This window comes from Neobacillus sp. NPDC093182 (assembly GCF_044754045.1).
Genome location: NZ_JBIVOI010000003.1, coordinates 143,070 through 169,264, shown reverse-complemented (window position 1 = coordinate 169,264; position 26,195 = coordinate 143,070). Strand labels below are relative to the sequence as shown.

Sequence of the window (26,195 nt, the reverse complement as noted above, 5' to 3'; positions counted from 1 at the left end):
TAGTGTAAGTATAAAGAGCAAACAAAATTTGAAAGGCGGAATGACTTATGTTTAACAACTTTTTAAGAGAAAATAAAATCTCTGCAGCTATTTTAACGATTATTCGTTTATACCTTGGCTATGCTTGGTTCACAGCTGGTTTTCATAAAATTACAGGCGGTTTTGACGCTACAGGTTTCTTAAAAAATGCAGTAGCCAATCCAGTAAAAGGTCCAGATGGCAACATGGTTTACGGCTGGTATGTAAACTTCTTAGAAAGCTTTGCGCTGCCAAACATTGATATCTTTAACTTTATCGTTCCTTGGGGAGAAACGTTAATCGGTTTAGGACTTATGCTTGGCTGTTTAACAACCGCAGCAATGTTCTTTGGTCTAGTAATGAACTTCTCTTTCTTCTTAGCAGGTACAGTTTCTCATAACCCAACAGATATTTTCTTAGGCTTCATCATCTTAACAGCAGGCTTCAACGCAGGTAAATACGGTTTAGACTACTGGGTAGTACCATTCATCAACAAATCTGTTAGAAAAAATAAAGCAAAAGTAACAGTTTAATTATAGGCAGCAAAAAGACGATTCGGTCCCCCTCGAATCGTCTTTTTTTACTTAAATAACTTAGTTTTATCAACTTTTATGTCATTGGTAGGCATCAATTTTTGAAAAATCGCTGCCTTCGCTATTTGCATTTGCCGCTGCATCGGAATCTACCTGGCCATTTGAGCCCTTTGTTCCTACTAAAATATTGATTTTATCATCAGTTGGTTCGGTCCCAATGGCTGGGGAGGAGTAGCCATTTTTTTTAAAACCGTGTCTTCTTTTTCTATATTTTGGTTGATTGCTAGAACATAAAAAGGCATAGAAAACTCACGAGAAATGATCTCGTTCTGTTTTCCATGCCTAGTATGATCCAGTCACATGAAACCAAATATATACCCCGATTCTAAAACGCTTACATGACGGAGGTCAATGCATTTCCAAATTTCGGTAATAAAGTACCAAGTGGAATAATGTACGTGGGTTAAAAGTAGCAGACGGCATTCTAGTAAGTATTTTTAGCCGAAAAGCAGGAGAGGAGCAGTGCAGGTTTGCTACTTTAATTTGGACAGTGAATCTATTATTACTCCACTACTATTAAAGTGGTCAGAATTTTATAATGATTGGAGGCGCTTCCAATTTCGGGAGTGAATAAATGTAAGAGGAGGAGCAAAATGAGAAGAAAAGAATGTAAGTTGTACAGCCGCATCTTATCTGCATCGGCGGCAATCATGTTACTTGGTTCAATGGGTGCCCCTGGGGCTGAAGCCGGGGTTAACGGGGACGGAACCGCTGTCGTCAATGAGAACTATGCGGACATGCTCAGTCTAAAGCCGCTGGCACCCGCTTTCAATGTTGATTCACTTATGGAGTGGTCTCCTGAAAAGGACCCTGATGCTGAATTGAACCGCGCCAGCGTCCCTTTAAACGAAGAACGATTCAAAGGTGCTCAGATTAATCCACTAGCCAATCCAAATGCTGGTATCACCTCTGCAGCAATCACGACGTGGAATCATGATGAGGCGAGTTCTGTTGGAAGCAACGACTTTAATGTATACGCTTTCGACAACTGGCAGCTGCTTGACTCTTATATTTACTGGGCGGGAACCAATGAGGGGATTTTTGCCATCCCAACACCAGATATTGTTGATGCCGCTCATCGAAATGGGGTGCCTGTTTATGCAACTCTTGGATTCCCATGGGGCAGATCAGCTGAAGGACTTGCTGAAATAGAAAAGTTTACAAAGCAGGATGCAGACGGAAGTTTCCCTGTGGCAGACAAAATGATTGAGGTAGCAGAGTATTTTGGGTTTGATGGCTATTTCTTTAACCAAGAAACGTATGGTGTAAATCAGCAAACAGCTGAACGCATGAATGAAATGATGCGCTATATCAAACGGAATTCAAACCTTAATGTCAGCTGGTACGACGCTCAGGACAATACGGGAAATGTCAACTATCAGGATTCTATCAACAGTAAAAATGACATGTACGTGAAGCCGGCAGAGGACGGGGAATATGCCGTTGATGAGTTCTTTTTAAACTATAACTGGAACACCAGTAAGATTAACACAACCGTTGAAACGATGAATAGTCATAACCGGAACCCTTTTGACGCCTATGCAGGTTTCGAAATTCAACAGAATTCCTACAATACAAAAATTAATACGGAATCACTATTGGATGAAAAGAAACAGCCAAAGGTGTCCATCGCACTTTATACCCCAAACTCGACAATGGGGCTGGCGGAAAATCCTGCCGACTTCCACGAAAAAGAAAAAAATCTCTGGACGGGACCGCAGGGCGACCCAACCCTTGCAGATGATTCTTCCGATTGGAAAGGAATGGCTCGGTTTGTGACCGATTCGTCTGTTATTCAGGACATGCCTTTTACGACAAACTTTAATAGCGGCCATGGAAAACAATACTTTGTTAATGGAAAAATTGCTAGTGATCTTGAGTGGAACAATCGCTCAATCCAAGATATTATGCCAACCTGGCGTTGGTGGATTCGCGGTGAAGGCAGCCGAATCAATGTATCCTATGATTTTGAAAAAGCCTATAACGGTGGTAATTCACTGAAATTTAGCGGTACACTCGATGCCAACTCTGAAAATGACACTATGCTTTACAGCACTAAACTTCCGATTACCGACAGTACAAAGGTCCGCGTGGTCTATGAAAATCAATCAGGTGCAGATGTTAAGCTTGGTGTAGCATACAGTGAAGATTATTCACAGGATAACATGAAATATTATTCACTTCCCGCGACTGAAAAGGGCTGGCAAACAGCCATCGTTGATTTGGGAGAAGATGCAGGAAAGACGGCGTATGCTGTAAGTCTTAAGGTTAGTAACTCTGAAAAATACGAAAACTATGCTTTTCATTTAGGTCAGCTATCCATTTATGATACAGCTGAAGTGGTTTTATCGAAACCTGCAGATGTAGAAATTTTAGAAGAAATGCCGAGAACAGCATTTGAGGCGGAAGCTCGTTTAGGCTGGACCGAGCAGAAGAACGTACTGCATTATGAGATTTACCAAGAGAATGCCGATGGGGTGGAAACACTTTTAGGCGTTACACCGAATAACTATTTTTATACACCAACTATTACGCGAACGAATAAAAACGCTTCAAGTGATAATAGTACTTCATTAAAAGTCGTACCAGTCAATCAAGATTATGTACGGGGTGAAGCTGCTGTTGTTGACTTTGACTGGGGCATGGGCACGGATGCCACAGAGATTGAGCTAAATCCAACCTCTGAAAATGTTGTTCTTGGTGCACAAGTAACAGGTGTGTCAGCAGAAAATGACGCTGAGCCTGCATTGAAAGCATTAGATGGAACAGCAATCGGTAATAGTAAGTGGTGCGCAACGAATGCAAAAACTGGTTATATGACCATTGACATTGGCGAGGAGAAAACAATCCAACGCTGGCGTGTGGAACATGCTGAGTATGGCGGGGAAGCAAGTAACATGAACACCGTTGATTTCGAGCTGCTTTATAAGAATGAAACTGGTGAATGGGTCAGTGCTAAAAGGATTACAGATAATACGAAGGCTGTGACCGATATTATTTTAGATCAGCCTATCACGGCACGAGAATTCAAGCTGCAGGTCTACAATAGTGGTACTTCTCCTTGGGGCGCGATTAGAATCTATGAATGGCAGATGTTTGAAAGTGACGCGCTGCCAAGAACGGAAAATATTATGATGCATTTTGCAGGTGCTGAAAATAATACGGGTGCCCAAGATAAAGTGACAATTGATAGAGTTCAACAGGGCCAAACAGTTAGATTATATAGATCCCTGGACGCAAAGGATGTTCTAGCAGAAAAGGCTGCTGAAAGAGACGGAACGGTTTCCTTTGAACAGTTGGACCTTGGCCAAGAAGGCGGCAGAATCTATTATACTGTTCAAAACGAAGGTGAAAGAGAAAGTCTAAGGTTCAGTACAGCTTACTTACATGAAAAGGTAACGGAAGTGATTCATCAAATTAGTGATCTTCCTGCTGTTGCTGATATGACGTTAGAGGATAAGGATATCGTCAATGATTGTAAAGTTGCCTACAATAAGCTTCACCCAACATTAAGAGACCAGGTCACGAACTATGATACCTTGGTTCAAGCTATGGATCGTATACAGGAATTGAAAAGAGATTTTAATAATGGAAGCAAATAGGGGGAATAGCGGGGAGCTCTGATTCTCACATTCTTCTGACACGAAAGGGTCCAGTTTTTCACTGTAACAATGCAGTGGGAAACGGACCCTTTTTAATAGACCATTCATTTTATGGATTAATTTTATATCGACTGTAATAACTTTATGACTTGCCGCTATTCTATTGCTGTTTGGGTCTGGTTTTCTTATTGTAAGTACTAGAAGTATTTTATTTTTTAATAATGACAGCGTTTTCGCACTTTAGAAATCGTTAAAGGAGTGGAAGTCTCGTGAACAAGACAGCCCATATTATATCTCATTCCCATTGGGACAGAGAATGGTACTTACCTTTTGAGAAACACCGCTATTATTTCATACAGCTTATGAATAATCTTATTGACCAGTTCAAAAAGGAAGGAAACGGCTTTCAATCGTTTCATCTAGATGGCCAAACGGTTCTGTTGGAGGATTATTTCGCCGTTCACCCGGAGAATCGGGAAATTGTTAAGCAACTAATAGAGGAGAAAAAGCTTCATATCGGTCCTTGGTATGTCCTGCAGGATGCGTTTTTAACAAGCTCTGAAGCAAATGTTCGAAACCTGCTGATTGGTATGAATGATACGAAAGCCTATGGACATGTTTCAAAAATAGGTTATTTTCCGGACACTTTCGGTATTTACGGCCAGGCCCCTCAGCTTTTAAAGCAAGCGGGAATTGATACGGCTGCCTTTGGCAGAGGAGTGAAGCCGACCGGCTTTAATAACACGGTATCAGACGTTCCTGACTATGAATCACCTTATTCTGAAATGATTTGGAAATCACCTGATGGTTCAAGTGTTTTAGGTATTCTTTTTGCCAATTGGTATTCCAATGGGAATGAAATCCCGGTGGATGAAGCTGAAGCGAAAGCGTTCTGGGATAAGAAGCTCCAAGATGCTGAGAAATATGCCTCAACGAATCAGTTGTTGTTTATGAATGGCTGCGATCATCAGCCGCTGCAAAAGTCGATTCCAGAGGCGATTGAAACGGCAACTGCCCTATATCCAGATTATCAGTTTAAACATTCTAGTTTTGATGAATATACGGAAGCGTTAAAACAAGCACTGCCTGAGCAGCTCCAAGTAATCGAAGGAGAATTGCGCAATCAGCGGACAGATGGCTGGTCCACCCTTGTCAATACTGCCTCAAGCCGAATTTATTTGAAGCAAATGAATCATCACTGTCAGACCCTTTTGGAAAAGAACGCTGAGCCGCTGGCTGCCATGTTAGCTTTAGCAGGTGGCGCCTATCCGCGGGAATACATCCGCTTTATGTGGAAATCACTGATGAAGAACCACCCGCATGACAGTATTTGCGGCTGTAGTGTCGATGAAGTTCACCGTGAAATGGTTACTCGTTTTGAAAGTGTATCACAAATGGGAGAAGTATTTGTCGAGGAAAAAGCAGCTGAACTTGCACAAAAAGTTGATACTTCACAGACACCTGAAGGAGGCATTCCGCTGGTTGTCATGAATACAACCGGATGGGAGAAAAATGAAGTCGTTTCGAAAGTAGTCGATTTAGAAAAAGTGTATTTTTCACAAATGCACTTTGAAGAAATTCCCGTTTATTTGCAGGATAAACCATTGAAAGAATACAAACTGGTTGATGGTGAGGGCAGAGCGATAGAATATCAGCTAGAAGATTCTGTAGTCGAATTTGGCTACGACCTGCCGGATGATAAGTTCCGTCAGCCGTTTTTTGCAAAACGTGCCAAGCTTTCATTTTTCGCGGAGGATATCCCTTCGTTTGGTTATAAAACATTCTACCTTGTACCAGGTGAACAAGCGGCAGAGGAGAATGGACAATCTTTACGAACCCGGCTTGAAATGGAAAATGAATATGTTCATTTACAGTTCCATGAAGATGGAAGTTATGATTTAACGGATAAGGATACCGGTGAGACCTTTTATCGTCTTGGAATTTACGAGGATACAGGGGATATTGGGAACGAATATATGTACAAAGAAGCAAAAGGGCATGCCGCGATCACAACTAAAGATTTACCAGCACAATTTAACTTCCTAGAAAGAAGCACATTGCGGACAGTCCTAGAGTTTACACACACGTTATCCATACCGGTTTCTGCGGACGGTCGCTTAGAACTAGAACGGAATAGGCTTATTTGGCATAAGGAAAGGGAAGCAGGCAGATCGAGCGATATGACTGCAATCACCTTGCGAAGTGTTGTCACCCTTGATAAGGGAATGAAGGGTCCGGCATTTAAGCTGACGATTAACAACCAAGCAACTGACCACCGTCTGCGTGTTCTTTTCCCTACAGGTTTACGGACTGAAACACATAAAGCTGACAGTATTTTTGAGATTGTTACCCGCCCTAATACACCGGAGAAGGAATGGGAAAATCCGAGCTTTTGTCATCATCAGCAGCGTTTTGCCAGCCTGGCGGATGATACAAGGGGATTAACGGTAGCAACAGATGGTTTACAAGAATATGAAATTCTTCAGGAGGATGGAACCATTGCGGTAACCGTGCTTCGTTCGTCAGCGGAGCTAGGGGATTGGGGCTATTTCCCGACACCTGAAGCACAATGCCTGGGAATGCAAACGGCCGAATGGCAAGTGCTGACGCATGAAAAGGATGTCATCCAATCACAGGCATTTGTCGATGCCTATCAATATAAAGTCCCGCTCGTGGTTGTTCAGACAAACGTCCATGAAGGTGCATTACCCGAAACACATCAATTTGTAAAAACAGAATCCAACGGACTCGTTTGGACGTCGATGAAAGTGGCTGAAGAGCGTGATGATGTTATGATCCGCTGGTTTAATCCGACGGGGGAAAAGGTAAGTCTTCAAGCCTTTATCGATCATAATTATGGTTCCTATAAAAGTACTATTCTTGAAGAAAATACTGATCAAATCCAAGATTCCTATGACGCTGAAAAATACGAAATTCTAACACTAGGTTTTAATAAAAAAAGATAGGAGCGATAAAATGACTACAGTAATTCCTAAATCCATGCAAAAACTTATCGATCATGTAAAGGAATTTTTTCCACATGATAAAAAGTTACAGCTTATGTTTGAGCAATGTTTTGTGAATACGTATACCACGACGATGAAGAAACAAGAAGACGGCAAAACCTTTGTGATTACCGGAGATATTCCTGCAATGTGGTTAAGGGATTCTGCCGCACAGGTAAGACCTTATTTACTGGCGGCTGAAGAGGATGAAGAAATGGCTGATTTCCTGGAAGGAGTTATCCGCCAGCATTTCGCATTTATCCTGCACGACCCTTATGCCAATGCTTTCAACGAAAGTGCAAATGGCAAGGGACATCAAACGGACCTGACAGAGATGACCCCGCATATCTGGGAGCGGAAGTACGAAATAGACTCTTTATGCTATCCGATTCAGCTTGCCTACCTGTTTTGGAAATCGACAGGACGTACCTCTCATATAAATGACACGTTCCAACAAGTAATGGAAACGATTATTCAAGTATGGCGGACAGAGCAGGATCATGAAAATGAATCTTCTTATCGCTTTCTACGGAGTGATTGCCGTCAATCCGATACGTTAATACGGGATGGTAAAGGTGGGCGGGTTGTTCCGACAGGGATGACTTGGAGTGCGTTTCGTCCTAGTGATGATGCCTGTACATATGGCTATCTTGTCCCGGCTAATATGTTTGCAGTAGTCGTCTTAGGCTACGCAGCGGAAATGTGTGATGCTCTTAAAGCGGAAGCATTAAAAGCGGAATGCCTGAAGCTCCAAAAAGAAATTCAAAATGGGATTGAACAATTTGCAAAGTTGGATCACCCTGTTCACGGAGATATGTATGTCTACGAAACGGACGGAGAAGGGCGCGTAAATTTAATGGATGATGCGAATGTTCCGAGCCTTCTTGCAGCACCGTACTTAGGTTATCTTCCATTTGACGACACGGCCTATTTAAACACACGTTCCTTCCTTTTAAGCAGGGATAATCCATATTATTACGAAGGAAAATGTGCAAATGGAATTGGAAGTCCGCACACTCCCGATCACTATATTTGGCATATAGCACTCGCGATTCAAGGGATGACCACAACCAGTGAAGCAGAAAAACAAGAAATTCTAGCTTATTTTAAACAAACGGACGGCGGCACAAATTTTATGCACGAAGGCTTTAATGCCGATTGCCCTGAAGAATTTACAAGAGACTGGTTTGCCTGGGCAAACACGATGTTTAGTGAATTCGTTTTAAGTTTAACGGGTAAAGCAGTCAAAGGGAGTCCGCTTTATAACCAATTAATGAAGAACCAAATCAATTTAGCTTAAATCCTGTAAAGGAAGTCTTTGAAAGGGTGATGGATAATGAAAAAAGTTCCATGGATGATTGTTGTATGTGAATGGATTTGGAGGGCGATCTTGGCCAATCTGTATTGGATTGCCTTTACCATTCTTGGGTTAGGGGTCTTTGGCTTTTTTCCAGCGTCCGTTGCCCTGTTTACCATTGTCCGGAAATGGCTGAGGAAAGAAAGTGATCTGCCTGTATGGAAGACGTTTAAGCAGGTGTACTTTCAAGAATGGAAGAGAAGCAATGGGATAGGCCTAATATTTTACGGGATAGGCCTTTTTCTCTTTATCGATATTCGGATTGTAGAGCAATTAATGACAGGCATTTTTGCTAGTTTTCTTTTAATCATCTTATATATTTTAGTATTTGTTCTGCTATTGGCTGTTGGGTACTTTTTTTCCATTTATGTCCACTATGAACTTTCACCGAAAGAATATGTAAAACAATCGTTTCTATTTACCCTGACAGGACTGCCATCCGCAATATGGATTGGAGCAGGTCTAGTGGTTATTGGCATGCTGTTAATGAGGTTTCCGGGCTTGCTTCCGTTAATTACTGGAGTTGCTCCGGCCTACTGGATGATGAGGGTAAGCTTGAATCGGTTTAACCGGCTGGAGCAGAGATTATCTCATTCTTAAGAATCTTTAGCTCCTATTTATTTACAAACGAAATGAAATGAGGGAGAAAGATGGAACTACACTTCACAGGAGACGTGACCTCTATACTGGAAGGGCTTAAACTTATAGAGGAAAATTTATCTATTCAACTTTCAGATGATGGCTATCCGATTCATGTGGTAAAGCAAGATGGTCACTTGCATGTCATGAATCACAATGGGCAGGGAGAAATTTGCTTTGAAAAGCCTATTCACTTTTTTCGCGGTTTAGGATTATTCCTTGAACATTATAGGAAAGAGAATGAGTTTGACTTGTCAGAGGAACCACGGTTTGAAATGAGCGGTGTTATGCTGGATGCATCTAGAAATGCAGTGCCAACCGTTTCAGATGTAGAAAAGCTGCTGCAAAGAATGGCTGTAATGGGATTAGATACATTGATGCTATATACAGAGGATACGTACGAGGTAAAGGAACATCCTTATTTTGGGTATATGCGGGGAAGATATTCGACTGAGGAGTTAAAGGCATGTGATGACTATGCAAGTAAATTAGGGATTGAAATGATTCCTTGTATTCAATCCCTGGGTCATTTACGGGAAGCGCTTAAATGGAATTATGCTTCCACTTTTAAAGACACAGACGATATTTTATTGGTTGATGAACCAGGGACGTATCAATTCTTGGAAAACTGTATTAGGGCAGCCTCGGAACCCTTCAGGACAAAACGAATACATATCGGTATGGATGAGACGTTCCAACTCGGCTTAGGAAAGTATTTAGAAAAACATGGCTATGAGAATCATATTGATATCATGAACAGGCATTTGCAAAAGGTTGTTTCTATTACGGAAAAGTATGGTCTAAAACCGATGATTTGGAGCGATATGTACTTCCCGTTGTTTTCGGAAGACAGCAAATATCGAGATGAAAACGGAAAAATTCGTGAAGACATACTGGCTACCATTCCTGATGTAGAACTTGTCTATTGGAATTATTATCGGAAAGAGCAGGAAGTCTATGAAAAAGATTTTCAACACCATAAGCAGCTGGGGCGAAATGCCATTTTTGCTGGCGGTGCGTGGACATGGAATGGGATTGTTCCTAACTATGGGAAAGCCATTGTGACGACAGAAGCCGCTATGGCTGCGAGTAAAAAAGAGGGCATAAAAGAAGTGTTTGTAACGTTGTGGGGTGACAATGGAGCGGAAACGCCATTCTCAACATCCTTGCCAATCCTGCAATTATTTGCGGAGCACACCTATCAAAAGGAAGTTACCTTAGAACATACAGCTGAGCGTTATGCTTTCTGCGGAGAAGGAAACTTTGATGATTTTATGGTCTTGAAAAGGCTGGATGAAACCCCTGGCGTCATGAAGGACAATATGAATTCATCGATGACCTCAAAAGTGCTGCTATACCAGGATATACTAATCGGTTTATACGATGAAAATAGTAAAGGTTTGTCCTTAGGGGAGCATTATGAAAAACTAGTTTCTGAGATTGAAAAGGCGAAACACAACAATCCAAAATGGGAAAGTCTATTTGACTTTTATGAGCAATTGGCAAGGGTTCTAAGTGTGAAGGCGGAAATCGGAATTAAGATAAAAGAAGTATACGAGAAAAAGGATTATGAGCAAATGAGATCAATCCTCTCAAAGCTGGATTGGATTCAAACCAATGTGGACCAATTACGTCAAAAGCACCGAAGAGTTTGGTTTGAATCGTATAAGCCGTTTGGCTGGGAGGTGCTCGATATTCGATACGGCGGCGTCATTATCCGAATTGACTCGGTCAAATATCGAATCCAAGAATGGCTGGAGGGCAGGATTTCTGCTATTGAGGAACTGGAAGAAGAACGCTTACGACATGACGGACCTTGGGAAATAGTTGAAGGCTTAGTTGGAGGAAATGTCTATCATCGTATCGTTACTGCAGGAAACTTTTCATTGTAAAGGAAAGAATCCAAATAACTAAATGAGGTGTTCGGCTTGTTCTTAACGGAAAGAAAGTTTGAAGCGCGTATTCGGGAGTTAGAAGGGTACCGTTATCGCGATTGTATTTCAATCAATCAATTTACCACACAGGAAGATGACGGCAAGGTGGGGGCTTACCCGCCCGTATCTTACGATGAAAAAAGTGTCATGAAGCTAGGCGATTATTGGAAAGGACGGGATCGATATATCTGGCTGCATGCGGACGTTGATTGTCACATACCAAACAACAGCAGGCAGGTTGTCGGTCTGTTCTCCTTCGGAAAGACAGGCGGCGGGAATAATTCAGGGTTTGAATCGTTATTATTTGTAAATGGAAAACCCTATCAAGGTGTTGATTCCAATCATGAAGAGGTTCTCTTTGATGAACAAACCGCTAATGGGCCGATGCGTTTAGATTTTAGACTTTGGTCGGGGCTTGAGGGCGGAGGAGTTCCGGTTGACAATGAATTTAAACTGGAGATGGCGAAAATAGGCTGGCTTGATAAGCGGGTTGATAACTTATACTACACCCTTTTGGCAGCTTATGAAGTATTGATGGAAACAAGTGAGGCAGAATCAGCCTATACGATTTTGAAGCAGGTTATTTCCGATGCATTGCAGCTTATTAGTTGGACGGAACCTGGAAGTCATGAGTTTTATGAATCCTGTTATGCAGCGGAGGAGAATCTAACCAAGGCACTTCAATCTATTAACAAATCATCAGATATAACGGTGTACACCGTTGGCCATACACATATTGATGTTGCCTGGCTTTGGAGATTAAGAAATACTAGAGAAAAGTCAGCACGTTCCTTCTCGACTGTCTTGCATTTAATGAAGCAATTTCCAGAATATTTATTTTTACAAACACAACCACAGCTTTATGATTATATCAAAACTGATTATCCTGACATCTACGAACAAATGAAAGCTAGAATTGCGGAAGGCAAATGGGAAGCAGGGGGCGCAATGTGGCTGGAAGCTGACTGTAATATTCCTAGTGGTGAGTCGCTTGTCCGCCAAATTCTGCATGGAAAAGCCTTCTTTAAGGAAGAATTTGGAGTTGATTGTGAATATTTATGGCTACCCGATGTGTTTGGGTACAGCTGGGCATTGCCACAAATCCTAAAAAAGTCAGGCATCAAAACGATGATGACAACGAAAATCAGCTGGAATCAATACAACCGCATGCCACATGATACCTTTTACTGGAAGGGAATAGACGGGTCAGAAATTTTAACGCACTTTATTACAACGCCTGAACCTTGGAATTCTGCGGATTCATGGTTTTATACGTATAATGGCTTTATTACGGCCAAAACGGTTAAAGGAGCATGGACGGGCTATCGTGATAAGGACTTGTCAAAAGATCTGCTGCTTTCATACGGGTATGGCGACGGCGGCGGCGGAGTCAATCGCCACATGCTTGAAATGCGAAGCAGACTGGACAAAATGCCTGGTATGCCGAATGTAAAGACATCAACGGCTGGAGAGTTTTTTGAAAAGCTTCATCAAAATGTGGAGGAGTCTAACGGCTATATCCATAAATGGGATGGCGAATTGTATCTGGAATACCATCGAGGTACGTATACAAGCCAGGCGTTTATGAAAAAAACGAATCGTAAATTGGAACTTTTATATAGAAGAGTTGAATTCCTATCTTCCTGGATTTCTGAAAAAGAAGAGTGGATTGGGGACAAGGAGATAAAAGACGGCTGGAAAATTATTTTACGGAATCAATTTCACGATATTATTCCAGGTTCCTCTATTCATGAGGTTTATGAGGATGCGAAGGAAGAATACAAGGAAGCACTGGAAGTGGCCGAAACTGTAAGTTCACGAGTGATTAAAAGCGGGATTGATCAAGCTGACAATTCTGTTGTCCTATTTAACGCTGCGCATCATAAGGGAATGAGAAATGTAGTGATCCCTCAATTTGCGGATTACCATGCAGGGGTATGGAAAGACGATAGCGGAACTGTATTACCACATCAAAAACGTACGGATGGCTGGCTAGTCGAAGTGGATACACTTCCATCCTTTGGTGCCAAAACATTGTATTTTGAACCGCAGGCTGCAGCCCGCGAGATAAAATCAAGCTTTCTTTATCATGACCGGAAATTAGAAACACCGTTTTACCTCGTTGAATGGAATGAATTCGGTCAGATAACAACGTTATATGATAAAGTGGCAGAACGTCATGTTCTAGCCGAGAATGAAAGAGGAAACGTTCTGCAAATTTTTGAAGATAAACCTCTTGCACATGATGCGTGGGATATTGATATCTTCTATCAAGAAAAAATGGAAGAAATCCGTGACATAGAGTCTTTCGAAGTTATAGAAGATGGGGAACTAACTTTTACCATTCATGTGAAGTGGAAGTATCATCATTCTGAAATTTCACAGTCGATTGTGTTTTATCAAAATGATCGCCGGATTGATTTTGACACAAGTGTTGATTGGCACGAAAAGAGTAAACTACTGAAGACGGCTTTCCCTGTGGATGTTCGAACAACAGAGGCCACCTATGATATCCAGTTTGGAAATGTAAAGCGTCCTACGCATTGGAATACAAGTTGGGAAATGGCGAAATTTGAATCAGTGGGACATCAATGGGCTGATCTGTCTGAACCTGATTACGGCGTAAGTTTACTGAATGATTCCAAATATGGCTATGACATAAAAGAAAATACAATCCGTTTAACCTTATTAAAATCAGCTGTTCACCCAGATCCTCAAGCGGATCAAGGGGCACATTCTTTTGTTTATTCACTCTATCCTCATATCGGGGATTGGCGTCAGGGCAAGAGTGTTGAAAAAGCATGGGATCTCAATGATCCGATTGTTGCTGTAGAAGGAAAATGGACAAAAGAAGCATCATTCTTAGATACAAATTCAGACCATGTCTGGTTTGATGCTGTGAAGCCGGCTTATGATGGGAACGGGATTATCGTTCGTTTGCATGAGTATGAGGGACGAAGAGGAAGGGTTAACCTTGACGTTGGAAAAAACATCACTTCATGGGTTGAAACTAATTTAATGGAAGAAGCAGTGGCTGAAGTTTGCCAATTGCCGATAGACTTTGAGATTAAACCCTATGAAATTAAGACAATTAGAATCTTGTGATAACTATATGGATGACCAACTAGTAGATCTAGTTGGTCATCTTTTTTTAAAGAATTGGCATAAATTTCAGATATCTAAGATTTTTGCAGTTAATCCTAAATTAGTCAACTATAAATAGGGCTCAATTAACTATAAAATAAGATTATGGAAGTGCTTACATCAAGTGAGAGGAGGAAAAGGATGAAAAGATTATGGGATGATCTATATAAAAATCGAATTTGGCTGCTTATGGTTTTACCTGGAACGATCTGGCTGCTATTATTCTCTTATTTGCCAATGTTCGGACAGGTTCTGGCCTTTAAAAAATTCCGCATTCATCCAGATGGTTTTTTTGCCAGCGTCATGACTAGTGAGTGGGTAGGCTGGGATAACTTTAAATATTTGTTTAGTACGAATGATGCCTTCGTTATTACAAGAAACACCATTTTGTATAATCTTGTCTTTATTGTACTGGGACTAGTGGCAGCAGTTGTAACAGCTATTTTACTAAGCGAGCTCGTTAATAAGAGGCTGTCCAAGTTTTACCAAACTGGAATGTTGTTCCCGCATTTTATTTCGTGGGTTATCGGCAGCTATTTTGTATTCACCTTCTTAAGTACCGATTATGGCTTGGTCAACGACGTCCTTGGCTGGTTCGGAAAAGAACCGATTTCATGGTACAGCGAGTCCAAATATTGGCCCTTTATCATTGTCTTTATGAGTCTTTGGAAAGGGATTGGTTACGGCAGTATTGTTTATTTAGCAGCAATCGTCGGGATTGATAAAGCGTATTATGAAGCGGCGATGATTGATGGCGCTTCCAAATGGAAGCAGATTAAGCACGTTACCTTACCGATGCTTAAGCCGTTGATGATCATTTTAACAATCATGAATATCGGACGAATCTTCAACTCGGATTTCGGTTTGTTTTATCAAGTACCAAGAGATTCAGGGGCCCTTTATTCGGTAACAAATGTTATTGATACATTCGTCTACCGGGGTCTCATGAACTTGGGTGATATCGGGATGAGTACGGCAGCCGGGCTTTATCAGTCAGCTGTAGGTTTCATGCTCGTTATTATTACAAACTATATTGTAAGAAAAGTCGATGAGGAAAGTGCATTGTTTTAATAAAAGTTTTTCACGAAGGGAGGAAAAGTCGCCCTGCGGCTAACAATATGCCAAATGAACTAGAACAAACATCTGTCACCATATCTCGTCCAGTGGAACGAATCAAAGGTGGGAAGATCGAGACAGGGATTAAAAGGAAGAAGAGGAGAAATCCTCATGACATGCACCCAGCCGTCAATGCTATTATAAGTGTGCTGTTAGGGATTTTTACACTGTTATGTGTCTTTCCTTTCATCTATGTCATTATTATTTCCTTTACCAGTGAAGAAAGTATTGTTCGAAATGGGTTTGAACTCATTCCGAAAGATTGGAGTATCGATGCCTATCATTACTTATGGAGTATGAAGGAACAATTATTCCGTTCTTATGGTGTAACCATATTTATCACCATCGTTGGGACAATAATAAGCTTATTGATGATTAGTTTTTATTCTTATGCTATTTCAAGACCGCAATTTAAATATAGAAGGTTTTTTACATTCCTTGCCTTTTTCACGATGCTTTTCAGCGGCGGTTTAGTTCCAACCTACATTGTTATGACTCAATTTTTGGGGTTGAAAAATACGATTTGGGCATTGATTTTGCCCCTTGCTATGAATGCTTTTTATATCATTATCATGAGAACATTCTTTTTAAAATCCGTTTCCGAATCGATTTTGGAATCAGCAAGAATTGACGGGGCAAGTGAATGGAGGATCTTTTTCCAAATTGTTTTTCCTCTGTCCCTGCCAGGGCTTGCAACGATTGCCCTTTTTAGTACGCTTGGTTACTGGAATGATTGGTTTACGGCATTACTTTATATTGATGACCCAAGTCTGGTGCCGCTCCAATCGTTACTGATGAAAATAGAGGCAAACCTAGAATTTATGAGGCAAAATATCGATGTTTCTTTAATGCAGCAAAGTTTATTTGATACGATTCCACAGGAATCAGCCAAAATGGCAATGGTTGTTATCGCCACATTACCAATCGCAGTCTCCTATCCGTTCTTTCAAAAGTATTTTATTAGCGGACTAACTATTGGCGGCGTTAAAGAATAATCAAAAGGAAAGAGGAGAAAAAACATGAAGAAAAAGAAATTAGGCATTATTCTCGCATCTGTTCTTGCAGCTGGAACCCTTTTATCTGCCTGCAGCAGTAAAGACAGCTCCACAGGCGAAAAGAGTGGTAAAAATGGTGAGCCTTATGAAATTAAATGGTACACCATTGGAACCCCACAAAAAGATACTGAGAAAGTATTTGCTGAAGTTAACAAGTATACGAAGGAAAAAATTAATGCCACAGTAAAAATGACACAAATTGACTGGGGTGATTGGGCTCAAAAATCTCAAGTCATGATAAATTCAGGGGAGCCATTTGATATTATTTTTACAAATGGTACCGACTATGTTCAAAATGCCCAAAAAGGTGCATTCTTGGCAATAGATGATCTATTAGAAAATGAAGGTAAAGCCCTTAAAGAAGTTATCAATCCGGACTTCTTAGAAGGAAATAAGGTTGATGGAAAACTTTACGGAATACCTGCTAATAAAGAGGTTGCCAGACAAGATGTTTATACATTTAACAAACGACTTGTTGACAAATATAAGTTTGATCTTTCAAGTGTAAAAACGTTACAAGACCTTGAGCCGATGCTAAAAACGATTAAAGAAAATGAATCTGGTGTTACACCAATGGCAACATTTAAAGCACCTTTACGCTTTGACTATGTCTTCAATGCGGAAATGCCATTTGCCTTCCCATTTGAAGGTGACACAGACACAGTCATTAATCCATTTGATACCGATGCTGCAATGACACAATTTAAAACCATGAATAAATATTATAAGGCTGGCTATCTCAAAGAAGATGCGGCAACAAGCAAAGACAGCTGGCCAATGGATGTAGAAAACTGGTTTGTCCGTATGGGCGGTTCCCAGCCATATGCTGATTTACTATGGTCTCGTTCTGCCAAGTATGAAGTAGTCTCTGTTCCATCTGAACAACCAACGATTGTAAATGATTCTGTATCCGGTTCCATTCAAGCTATTTCAGCTACATCTAAAAATCCGGAAAAAGCAATGGAGTTTTTAACTTTGCTTAACACAGACCCATATCTTCGTAACCTGGTGGATAAAGGAATTGAAGGTGTACACTACAAAAAGAATGATGACGGTACCATTGAAGATTTGCCTGCTCGTATCGAAAGCTATAACATGCCATCCTATTCTTTAGGTAACCACTTTATCTTAAATCTATACAAAGAAGATCCAAAAGATAAATGGGAAAAATTCAAGGAGTTTAACGCCTCTGCTGTACAAGCACCGTCACTTGGTTTCAAATTTAACAGTGATCCAGTTCGTTCAGAACTTGCATCAATTACCAATATTTCGAAAGAGTTCTATCCAGCATTAGCTACCGGTTCTGTCGATCCGGAAGAATACCTGCCAAAATTCAACGAAAAGCTAAAAGAGGCTGGAGTTGACAAAGTATTAAAAGAAATTCAAAAGCAACATGATGAGTGGAAAAGCTCACAAGAATAATTAAGAAAGTATCAAGCTGGGTGGAACATCATTCCAGCTTGATTTTATTACATCCCATGAATGTAAACGGCGTGGAAGGTTTAGCGTTTTCAATCCTTTCCATTGTGTTAAAATTAAACAGAAAATTAAACATAATAGAGGGAATCGAAATGAAGTTGAAACATAATAGCCGTTTTCATCAAAAAATATTTAACAGACTCTTTTTAACTTCTTCCATCACCATTATCATGACGGTCATTATTTTAATTGTGACGATCACAAACTATTACTCAGAAATAATTATTCAGAAGGAAGTCAACCTCAATACGAGAACCATGGAACGGATAGAGGATTACTTTTCTACCAAAGATTCTGATATGAATAGAGCGATCAGAGACATTTATGTTCAAGGTGAACTAATCGATGATATTTCCTTCGCCCTTCACAATGGGTATGGGAAATATTTAGAATACCGCCTTGATAGATTCTCGGAGGATGACACTTATTTTCCTAGTAATCTGGATACCTATTTTAATGGCTATTTTAGCCAAGACAGTGATATTAACGCCATTAGCTTACGCTCGCTGGATAGTCCCGAGATTGAATATTTGCTTATCAATAATTATCTTCGCTGGAACAAAAGCATTGTTGACCCGGAACGACCAGCCGATGTGTTCCCGAGGGGATACTCAGGCTTAAGCGGTGATGTCCTGCCAAAAGGGCGGAAATTAAAAGATACCATCACTAAAAAGGTTGTCATTAATAACCCGGTTAGTCTTGAAAAAATAGGGGAGATCTCCGTATTTTACTCTACTGATCATTTGGATAAGATGGTCAGAAGGTATGAAGGGGCACCGGCTTCTTTCTTTCTAATCGATTCCGACGGCCAAATCGTTTATTCATATAATGAAGGAGTTCCGCTTGCTCTTGTTGACCAGGTCAAGCTTGAAACCAATGAAACAAGAATTGAATATAAAGCTGAAAAGTATTATATCAACACGATTGCCAACAAAGGTAATTATACGTTTGTCGGTATCATTCCCGATAAAGGGTGGGGGAAATTATCAATTGTAAGGGGAACGATGTGGGTCGTAATCATTGTTCTCATTTTGGCGGCCATATTAATCTCTTATTCGTTTATGCAAAATTACTCGCGGCGAATTAATAGAATTGTTTCGACCATCCGCCAAGTTGAAAAGGGAGACTTGGATGCTAGGATTCCCGAATCCAAACATGAAGATGAACTATCAAAGATTGCGTTTAATATCAACTCCATGTTAAATGAATTGAATAATTATATTGAACAATTTTACCTGCTCAACATGAAACAGCAACAGGCGGACTTAAAGGCACTGCAAGCACAAATTAATCCACATTTCTTATATAACACACTAGAAGCGATTAGAATGGTTTCTGTCTTGGAGGGCTCGAAAACCTCGGGCAAAATGATTTTCCATTTATCCAGATTGTTTCGCTACTCGCTGGAATCAAAAGAGATTGTACCGTTCTATACCGAAATTGAATATGTCAAACAATATTTAACCTTGATGCAGTTTAAACACCCGGATAAACTGCAGATTCATTTTGATGTTCCCGATGATTTGGATCAAACACTTATTCAAAAATTCATCCTCCAGCCCATTATCGAAAATTATTTTATTCATGGGTTTAGAAAGGACCGGAACGATAATGAATTAACCATTCGTGCGGTCAATCTTGGCAAAGAATTTGAAATATGTGTAGAAGATAATGGTAAGGGAATGTCTGAGGAAGACCTTGCTAACATTGTTCAACATATTAATCGTGAAGAGGGCGATGAAATGAAATCAATTGGGTTAAGAAATATTCATCAACGCTTGAAACTAAGATATGGGAATCAGTTTGGGATCTCGATAAAAAGCAGCAAAGATAAAGGAACGATGGTCACTTTGTCCATTCCAGTTCAGGGGATTCACCATGTTTAAGGTGCTGTTGGCTGACGATGAACCTATTATCACAAAAGGACTGGCGGCAATCCTGGATTGGGAAGATTACGGGTTTGAAATTGTCTATACAGCCGAAAGCGGGGAGGAGGCTCTTGCCTATATCAAACAGTATCCCGTCGACATTCTCATCACTGATATCTTAATGGGGGAAATGTCCGGCCTTGATTTAATTCAAGAGGTAAAGAACATCCGGCCCGAGATTAAAAGTATTGTCTTAACAGGTTATCAAGAATTTGACTTTATTAAAAAAGGTCTGTTATTAGGTATTGAAAATTATTTGGCGAAGCCTGTAGATGAAGAGGAATTATTGACAACACTCCAAACGGTGGGACGAAAATTAAAGAATGAAGCAGCTGGGAGTAAGTCCCAGGAAACGTCTATACTGTTGGATAATACGTTATGGAGCTTTTTAATGGGTGAAATGGACCGGCGTGATTTTCTTGAGAGATTAGCATTTTACAAGATAGAAGTTAACCAGCCGTTTTACAATGTGTCCATCTTAAGTATTGAAAATTATCAAAATGCCAAGATTGTTAAGGAACTTCGAAGCTTTATTGAGGAGCAGTACTCGGCCTTATGTCTGTATAGTCCAAACCAAGAGCTTGTGATTGTCTTTGGTGGTGGAAGTAAAGAGGAGTTGGTCAAGCAAAACCAAAGCCTTGTTGAAAACCTCCGCGAGGAACGACAAGGAACAGGCTTATTCTATTTGGCGATGGGAAAGCCTGTTTGTGTGATTGATGGATGGGAAAATAGTTTTACCCACGCAAGGGAACATAGCTCCCTGCAGTTATATTTAGAACCTAATGTGCTTATTTCAGATAAACAACCAATCGATCGTCAGGAGGAAGTAAAACGGCAGCAAGAATTTAAAGATATGATCGTTAAACGGCTTATGAATGCAGATGAAGAATCGTTGGAATTGATAGATTTATATTTTAAGGATTTAACACAAAAAGCAAAGATCATTTCCCCACAAGTGGCGAAGAAATATACATTTGATTTAATTTCTTATATTCATTACTCCTTACAGCCGGAAGATCTATCGCTTTATACTGCTGCTGTTGAACGACTCGTGTATAGCTCGGATATCGGGCAGATGAAGACAATTTTGACTGAATATTGTTATGAATTGATCCTGACGATTCATAATCATGTTTATTTGCGAAGCCCGATTGTGCAAAATGTTCTTCAGTATATCCATACTCACTATCATGAAGGGCTGTCATTAAAAACACTGGGGCAGCAGTTTCATGTTAATGCCATTTATCTGGGGCAATTGTTTCAAAAAGAGGCAGGGGTCGTCTTTTCTGAATACCTCAATCGCTACCGATTGGAAAAGGCGAAGGAGCTGCTGAAAACAACCCATTATAAGGCAGGAGAAATCGGTAAGAAGGTAGGCTATTCTGATACTACTTATTTTTATAAACAATTTAAGAAAATTGTTGGCACTACACCGAGTGAGTGGAGGAAAATTTAACGTCTCCTAAGCGTGTGCCATTTACTTTAAAAAAGAGGGTGATCACAATGGGAAAAGCTAGATTTGAACAGAACATCCAGCACCAGTTTCCGGATAACTTTTGGTGGGGAAGTGCAGCGTCCGGTCCGCAAACAGAAGGGGCTGCGCTGATAGATGGAAGAAAACCAAGCATCTGGGATTATTGGTATAGCATCGAACCTGGGTGTTTCCATAATGGTGTAGGTCCGGAGAACACATCCGGTTTCTATCATCGCTTTAAACAGGATATACAGCTGATGAAAGAAACGGGCCATAACTCATTCCGGACCTCGATTCAATGGTCACGATTAATTCCGGATGGAACAGGTGAAATAAATGTGAAAGCGGTTGCCTTTTACAATCAAGTCATCGATGAATTATTGGCAAATGATATCGAGCCATTTATAAACTTATATCATTTCGACATGCCGATGTGCATGCAAGAAAAAGGAGGATGGGAAAGCAGGGAAGTCGTAGACGCCTATGTGAATTATGCGCAAAACTGCTTTCGCTTATTTGGCGATCGTGTGAAATATTGGTTTACCTTTAATGAGCCCATTGTTCCTGTTGAGGCAGGCTATTTATATAATTGGCATTATCCTAATATAGTCGATTTTAGACGGGGGGCACAAGTTGCTCACAATACGATCGTTGCACATGCGAGGGCAGTAGGGGCGTTTAAAAAGTTAAATCTAGAGGGCAAGATCGGCATTATCCTGAACTTAACACCATCCTATCCAAAAAGCGAGAATAGCGAAGATGTGAAAGCGGCCCAGATTTCCGATTTATTCTTTAACCGTAGTTTCTTAGATCCAGTCACAAAAGGGGAGTATCCTGCTGACTTGGTAAAAATTTTAAAGGAAAGAGATCTGCTTCCAACCGTAGAGGCGGGCGATTTGGAAGTAATAAAAGATAATCTCATCGATCTATTAGGAGTAAACTATTATCAGCCCCGCCGCGTTAAAGCAAAGTCGGAGCCAGTGCCGGAGGATGCTGCGTTTATGCCAGAACATCTCTTTGACCCCTATATCATGCCCGGACGGAAAATCAACCCACACCGCGGTTGGGAGATTTGTGAAGAGGTCATTTATGATATTATGATCGATCTTCGTGACCATTATGATAATATCCCCTTCTTTATCTCCGAAAATGGCATGGGTGTCGAAGGCGAGGAGAAATTTCACAATCAAGAAGGATTCATTGAGGATGATTACCGGATTGATTTTGTTCGTGAGCACTTAAAATGGGTTCATAAAGGTATTCAGGAAGGGGCGAATTGTCTTGGATACCATATTTGGACATTCATGGATAATTGGTCCTGGACTAATTCCTATAAGAACCGCTATGGATTGGTAGAGGTAGATTTAAAAAACGATTTAAACCGTACCATTAAGAAATCGGGCAGATGGTATAAGAGGTTGGCCGAAAACAATGGATTTTAAGTCTAGCAGGATAAATTTTTATAACTTTTTTAAAAACGTACCACTCATTTAAGTGGTGCGTTTTTTTTGCCGCTATTGATATTAAAAAATACTTAACAACCTACATTTTTTTCCCTTCCTGTTCATGAAGGAAAGTGTTCTTTATTTTGTCCAATGAATCTATGTTTTCCCCAATAGGTTGGTAAGGTAAAACTTGCTAAAATAATGTAAAGGCTTACACGGGATGGTCTTTATATGAAAATATGTCATTCGAAGGAGGAGAAGAAGCTTACCAAGTAATCTGTCTTTTAAGCTTTATATAGTAGTCATTATACAGATGTTTTAAGTAACAGCGAGAGCATAATTAACTTCCATGAGTAAGTCAGTACGAACAAATTGTTAGCACTTAACAAAAAGGGGAGGAAAATGGATGTATTCTCGATTGGGAAAAACTAAAAAATCATTAATCGTCAGTGCTTCTATGCTTTTGGCCTTACAGACTAGCTTTTCAACGACGGCTTTGGCCGGTGACACACTGCCGTATACGGGAGACAGTTCAGCCGGAGTAAGTCAGCCTACCCAGCATGGGTATACAGCAAATGACATTATCGAATGGAATCCAAAAACAGATAAATTTGCAGAAATGCTCAGAGCAAAAGTGCCATTACAAGAACGGAATGAAGCTTTCACCGCCACACAGGCAAACCCTGAATTGAGCCCTGAAACACAAATGTTTAACCTAGCCGGGGATTATGGGAATTCATTTATGGATAGTACAGCCTATACGAATAAATTTGGTGAATACACGTTTCCATACTGGCAGTATACAGACTATTATTCCTACTGGCATGGTATGGCAACAGCCGATGTTCCGAAAGATTTATATAATCCTAGTCTTCCTTGGTATGAAAGATGGTTTGAATTTGGTGTATTAAATATCCCCAATCCAGCTTATACGAATGCTGCTCATAAAAACGGGGTAAAATCTCTTGCCGTCATTTTCTTCTCAAGTAATGACAGGGGACCGCAAACCTATACACAAATGCTTGTTAAGGACAAGGATGGAAACTTCCCTGTTGCTGAAAAATTGATTGAAATGGCCGATTATTATGGTTTTGACGGGTATTTCTTTAATCAGGAAGAGTCTTCAGGGGTAGCAGTGAAAGATATTCCTACGTATAAAGAGTTTTTAAAGGTTTTAAGAGATAGCGGTGTATATGTCCAATGGTATGATTCTGTCCATAATGAAACTGGCAGAACCAGGTATGAAAATGAATTCACAGCGGTTAATAGTCCATTTCTAAGGGATCCGAAATATGGCGATCTTGCTCATTCGATTTTCTTGAATTACCTTTGGAATAAAAACAAAATGACAAACTCAAAGGCACATGCAGAGAGTCTAGGTTTAGATCCTCTAGAATCGGTGTTTGCAGGTGTTGAAGCTGGCGGCGACCGGTTTAATAAACATCGGAACGATCTCCGAAATAATTTGGACGATAACGGAAAACCAATGAATAGTATTGCATTGCTGGGAGCAGACTTTACCCATCATGGATTAGATGAGGATCTTGGCGGGGAAGATACCATGCGTCGAAATAACAGCGATTATCAATGGATGTCGTTCATCCGTGATCGTGCATGGTGGACTGGCCCGAATCTGGATCCAGCCAACACTGGCAGAAATGCTGCCACTAACCTGTCCGATGTAGCAGCAAAAGGGGACAATTGGGATGGCGTTGCCGCGTATATTGCGGAACGCAGCGTCATTAATGGTGCTAACTTTGTTTCCAATTTTAATATGGGCCGCGGATTAGACTATTATGTTGATGGCGAAGTCAGCAATTCAGACGAATGGTCCAATATCAATATTCAGGATATTCCTGTTTCGTGGCAGTGGTGGCTTGAAACGACAGGCACCCCTCTGCAGGTAGATTTTGATTTTGGCCCTGATTACAATGCTGGTGAACGATTCGATTATGAAAAGATTGGCGCTTATAATGGCGGTAACTCATTAGTGGTTAACGGCACATTAGATGCTGAAAACTTTTTACGCCTCTATAAGACTGATTTACAGGTAAAAGACAGTTCCAAATTTTCGGTTACGTATCAAAAAGCATCTCAAGATGACGCATCCGTTATGAGTATCGGTTTACTCTTTAAGGACTCTCCTGAAGAGGTTGTTAAAGTAGCAGTACCAAACTCCGGTAAACAGACTGATGGCTGGGTAACAGCAGACCTTGACTTGTCTCCATACGTCGGAAAAGAGATTGCTGCATTTGGGCTCGTTTTTGATAATGGTGATGCAGCTATTGAAGATTACCAGATGAATATTGGGCAAGTAAAGATTAGCGATGGATCAATTGAGGAACCAAAAGCACCAACAGATCTGCAAATAACAAAAGCACTCCGTGATTCTAATGAAATGTATATTTCATGGGATCTAAAAGAATATGATGAAGTCAAGCAATACAATATCTATAACAATGGAGCTTATGTTGGCGGAATTTATGATGAAGTATTTTATATTAAAAATCTAAAAGGGCTCACTGGTGAGATTTCTCTTACAGCGGTAAGTCACGATGGTCAGGAAAGTGAACCAGCAGTCGTCGAATACGATTTAACAAAAGGTGTTCATTCTATTAAAGCAACACAAACGGATAACGGAGATATGGTGATTTCTTGGGAGAATCCAGAGGATGTAACTGGAAAGACCACCGTCGAAATTTCCACCGAGTACGACTATGCCAAAGCAGTCAATAAAACGATCACCGTTAACAATGGCAAGACCGAAGCGAAACTTGTCAATATGCCGATTAATGGGGATAAGTATCATCTTAGAATCAAAATTGGCAATCATGATTGGGTGAGCTACAACGGCACATTTATTGATAAATCAATCGAAGCGTATCCGGCTGAAAAAGTAACGATAAATGGAAATGCTGTGACGTGGGAATTGCCAGAATCGAGAGATTGGCACTACCTGTATGTCTACGAAAATGGTGTCGCCAAAACGTTTAATACCACATACAGTCAAGGACGTAAACCTTATATTATTCGCGGACGCACACATTTAAATCAACTCACATTCCAAACTCAATCAACAGACAGTATCCTTGAATTTGTGATTCAAGACTATTCAGGCAATAAAGCCAGTACAATTGTCAGAATGTCCTTGGATGACCTTTATGGTGTTATCAACGGATTGGTTGAGAAAGAAGAAATAAGCTTGGAAGCTAGTGAAAAATTAGTAGATACATTAAACACGGCAAAACAACATTATGACGGCGGCCGCTTGGAGCAGGCGGTAACTCACTTGGAAAAATTAAGAGTTACCGTAGATCAAAATCTATTTAAGGATGTATCGGTAGACACAAAGAATAGGTTAAAAGCTAGTGCGGACTATTTTGTAAGAGTATGGTCAGAGTAATAG

At 40.5% G+C, this 26,195-nt stretch carries 14 protein-coding genes; all 14 read left to right on the top strand.

Annotated features, from left to right (window positions below):
• Window positions 1-47: 47 nt before the first annotated feature.
• Window positions 48-551 (top strand): DoxX family membrane protein, encoded by a 504-nt coding sequence (locus ACIQAA_RS08150; protein WP_402617484.1) that lies wholly within the window; start codon window positions 48-50, stop codon window positions 549-551.
• Between the two features lie 653 nt (window positions 552-1,204).
• Complete coding sequence (locus ACIQAA_RS08145) at window positions 1,205-4,213, top strand: endo-beta-N-acetylglucosaminidase (protein WP_402617481.1); 3,009 nt, start codon at window positions 1,205-1,207, stop codon at window positions 4,211-4,213.
• Window positions 4,214-4,482: 269 nt separating this feature from the next.
• Entirely contained in the window at window positions 4,483-7,179 is a 2,697-nt protein-coding gene (locus tag ACIQAA_RS08140; RefSeq protein WP_402617479.1) for an alpha-mannosidase, read from the top strand.
• A gap of 10 nt (window positions 7,180-7,189) precedes the next feature.
• A complete protein-coding gene (locus tag ACIQAA_RS08135) occupies window positions 7,190-8,518 on the top strand; it encodes a glycoside hydrolase family 125 protein (protein WP_402617477.1) in 1,329 nt (442 codons plus the stop codon).
• Window positions 8,519-8,554: 36 nt separating this feature from the next.
• Window positions 8,555-9,175 carry a YesL family protein gene (locus ACIQAA_RS08130; RefSeq protein ID WP_402617474.1) on the top strand — a complete coding sequence of 207 codons (621 nt, stop codon included), beginning with the start codon at window positions 8,555-8,557 and terminating at the stop codon, window positions 9,173-9,175.
• A gap of 50 nt (window positions 9,176-9,225) precedes the next feature.
• On the top strand, window positions 9,226-11,106 hold the full coding sequence (locus tag ACIQAA_RS08125; RefSeq protein WP_402617472.1) for a beta-N-acetylhexosaminidase: 1,881 nt from the start codon (window positions 9,226-9,228) through the stop codon (window positions 11,104-11,106).
• A gap of 36 nt (window positions 11,107-11,142) precedes the next feature.
• Entirely contained in the window at window positions 11,143-14,253 is a 3,111-nt protein-coding gene (locus ACIQAA_RS08120) for an alpha-mannosidase (protein WP_402617470.1), read from the top strand.
• A 180-nt stretch (window positions 14,254-14,433) separates the two neighbouring features.
• Entirely contained in the window at window positions 14,434-15,363 is a 930-nt protein-coding gene (locus tag ACIQAA_RS08115; protein ID WP_402617467.1) for an ABC transporter permease, read from the top strand.
• Window positions 15,364-15,524: 161 nt separating this feature from the next.
• Window positions 15,525-16,403: a carbohydrate ABC transporter permease gene (locus ACIQAA_RS08110; protein ID WP_402617884.1), complete on the top strand. Its 879-nt coding sequence runs from the start codon at window positions 15,525-15,527 to the stop codon at window positions 16,401-16,403.
• Between the two features lie 24 nt (window positions 16,404-16,427).
• Window positions 16,428-17,885 (top strand): ABC transporter substrate-binding protein, encoded by a 1,458-nt coding sequence (locus ACIQAA_RS08105; RefSeq protein WP_402617464.1) that lies wholly within the window; start codon window positions 16,428-16,430, stop codon window positions 17,883-17,885.
• 149 nt (window positions 17,886-18,034) lie between these two features.
• A complete protein-coding gene (locus ACIQAA_RS08100) occupies window positions 18,035-19,828 on the top strand; it encodes a sensor histidine kinase (RefSeq protein ID WP_402617462.1) in 1,794 nt (597 codons plus the stop codon).
• Entirely contained in the window at window positions 19,821-21,326 is a 1,506-nt protein-coding gene (locus tag ACIQAA_RS08095) for a response regulator transcription factor (protein ID WP_402617459.1), read from the top strand. The genes ACIQAA_RS08100 and ACIQAA_RS08095 overlap by 8 nt, the downstream gene beginning before the upstream one ends.
• Window positions 21,327-21,373: 47 nt before the next feature.
• Window positions 21,374-22,786 (top strand): glycoside hydrolase family 1 protein, encoded by a 1,413-nt coding sequence (locus ACIQAA_RS08090; protein WP_402617456.1) that lies wholly within the window; start codon window positions 21,374-21,376, stop codon window positions 22,784-22,786.
• A 409-nt stretch (window positions 22,787-23,195) separates the two neighbouring features.
• The gene (locus ACIQAA_RS08085) at window positions 23,196-26,192 is read left to right on the top strand and encodes an endo-beta-N-acetylglucosaminidase (protein WP_402617453.1); all 2,997 of its coding nucleotides are present in this window, start codon (window positions 23,196-23,198) and stop codon (window positions 26,190-26,192) included.
• Window positions 26,193-26,195 lie beyond the last annotated feature (3 nt).

Excerpts from the sequence above, each read along its gene's own strand:
- ACIQAA_RS08145 (WP_402617481.1), top strand. The coding sequence starts at position 1,205 with ATGAGAAGAAAAGAATGTAAGTTGTACAGCCGCATCTTATCTGCATCG.
- ACIQAA_RS08110 (WP_402617884.1), top strand. The coding sequence starts at position 15,525 with ATGCACCCAGCCGTCAATGCTATTATAAGTGTGCTGTTAGGGATTTTT.
- ACIQAA_RS08150 (WP_402617484.1), top strand. The coding sequence starts at position 48 with ATGTTTAACAACTTTTTAAGAGAAAATAAAATCTCTGCAGCTATTTTA.
- ACIQAA_RS08115 (WP_402617467.1), top strand. The coding sequence starts at position 14,434 with ATGAAAAGATTATGGGATGATCTATATAAAAATCGAATTTGGCTGCTT.
- ACIQAA_RS08125 (WP_402617472.1), top strand. The coding sequence starts at position 9,226 with ATGGAACTACACTTCACAGGAGACGTGACCTCTATACTGGAAGGGCTT.
- ACIQAA_RS08085 (WP_402617453.1), top strand. The coding sequence starts at position 23,196 with ATGTATTCTCGATTGGGAAAAACTAAAAAATCATTAATCGTCAGTGCT.
- ACIQAA_RS08100 (WP_402617462.1), top strand. The coding sequence starts at position 18,035 with ATGAAGTTGAAACATAATAGCCGTTTTCATCAAAAAATATTTAACAGA.
- ACIQAA_RS08090 (WP_402617456.1), top strand. The coding sequence starts at position 21,374 with ATGGGAAAAGCTAGATTTGAACAGAACATCCAGCACCAGTTTCCGGAT.
- ACIQAA_RS08135 (WP_402617477.1), top strand. The coding sequence starts at position 7,190 with ATGACTACAGTAATTCCTAAATCCATGCAAAAACTTATCGATCATGTA.
- ACIQAA_RS08095 (WP_402617459.1), top strand. The coding sequence starts at position 19,821 with ATGTTTAAGGTGCTGTTGGCTGACGATGAACCTATTATCACAAAAGGA.
- ACIQAA_RS08105 (WP_402617464.1), top strand. The coding sequence starts at position 16,428 with ATGAAGAAAAAGAAATTAGGCATTATTCTCGCATCTGTTCTTGCAGCT.
- ACIQAA_RS08130 (WP_402617474.1), top strand. The coding sequence starts at position 8,555 with ATGAAAAAAGTTCCATGGATGATTGTTGTATGTGAATGGATTTGGAGG.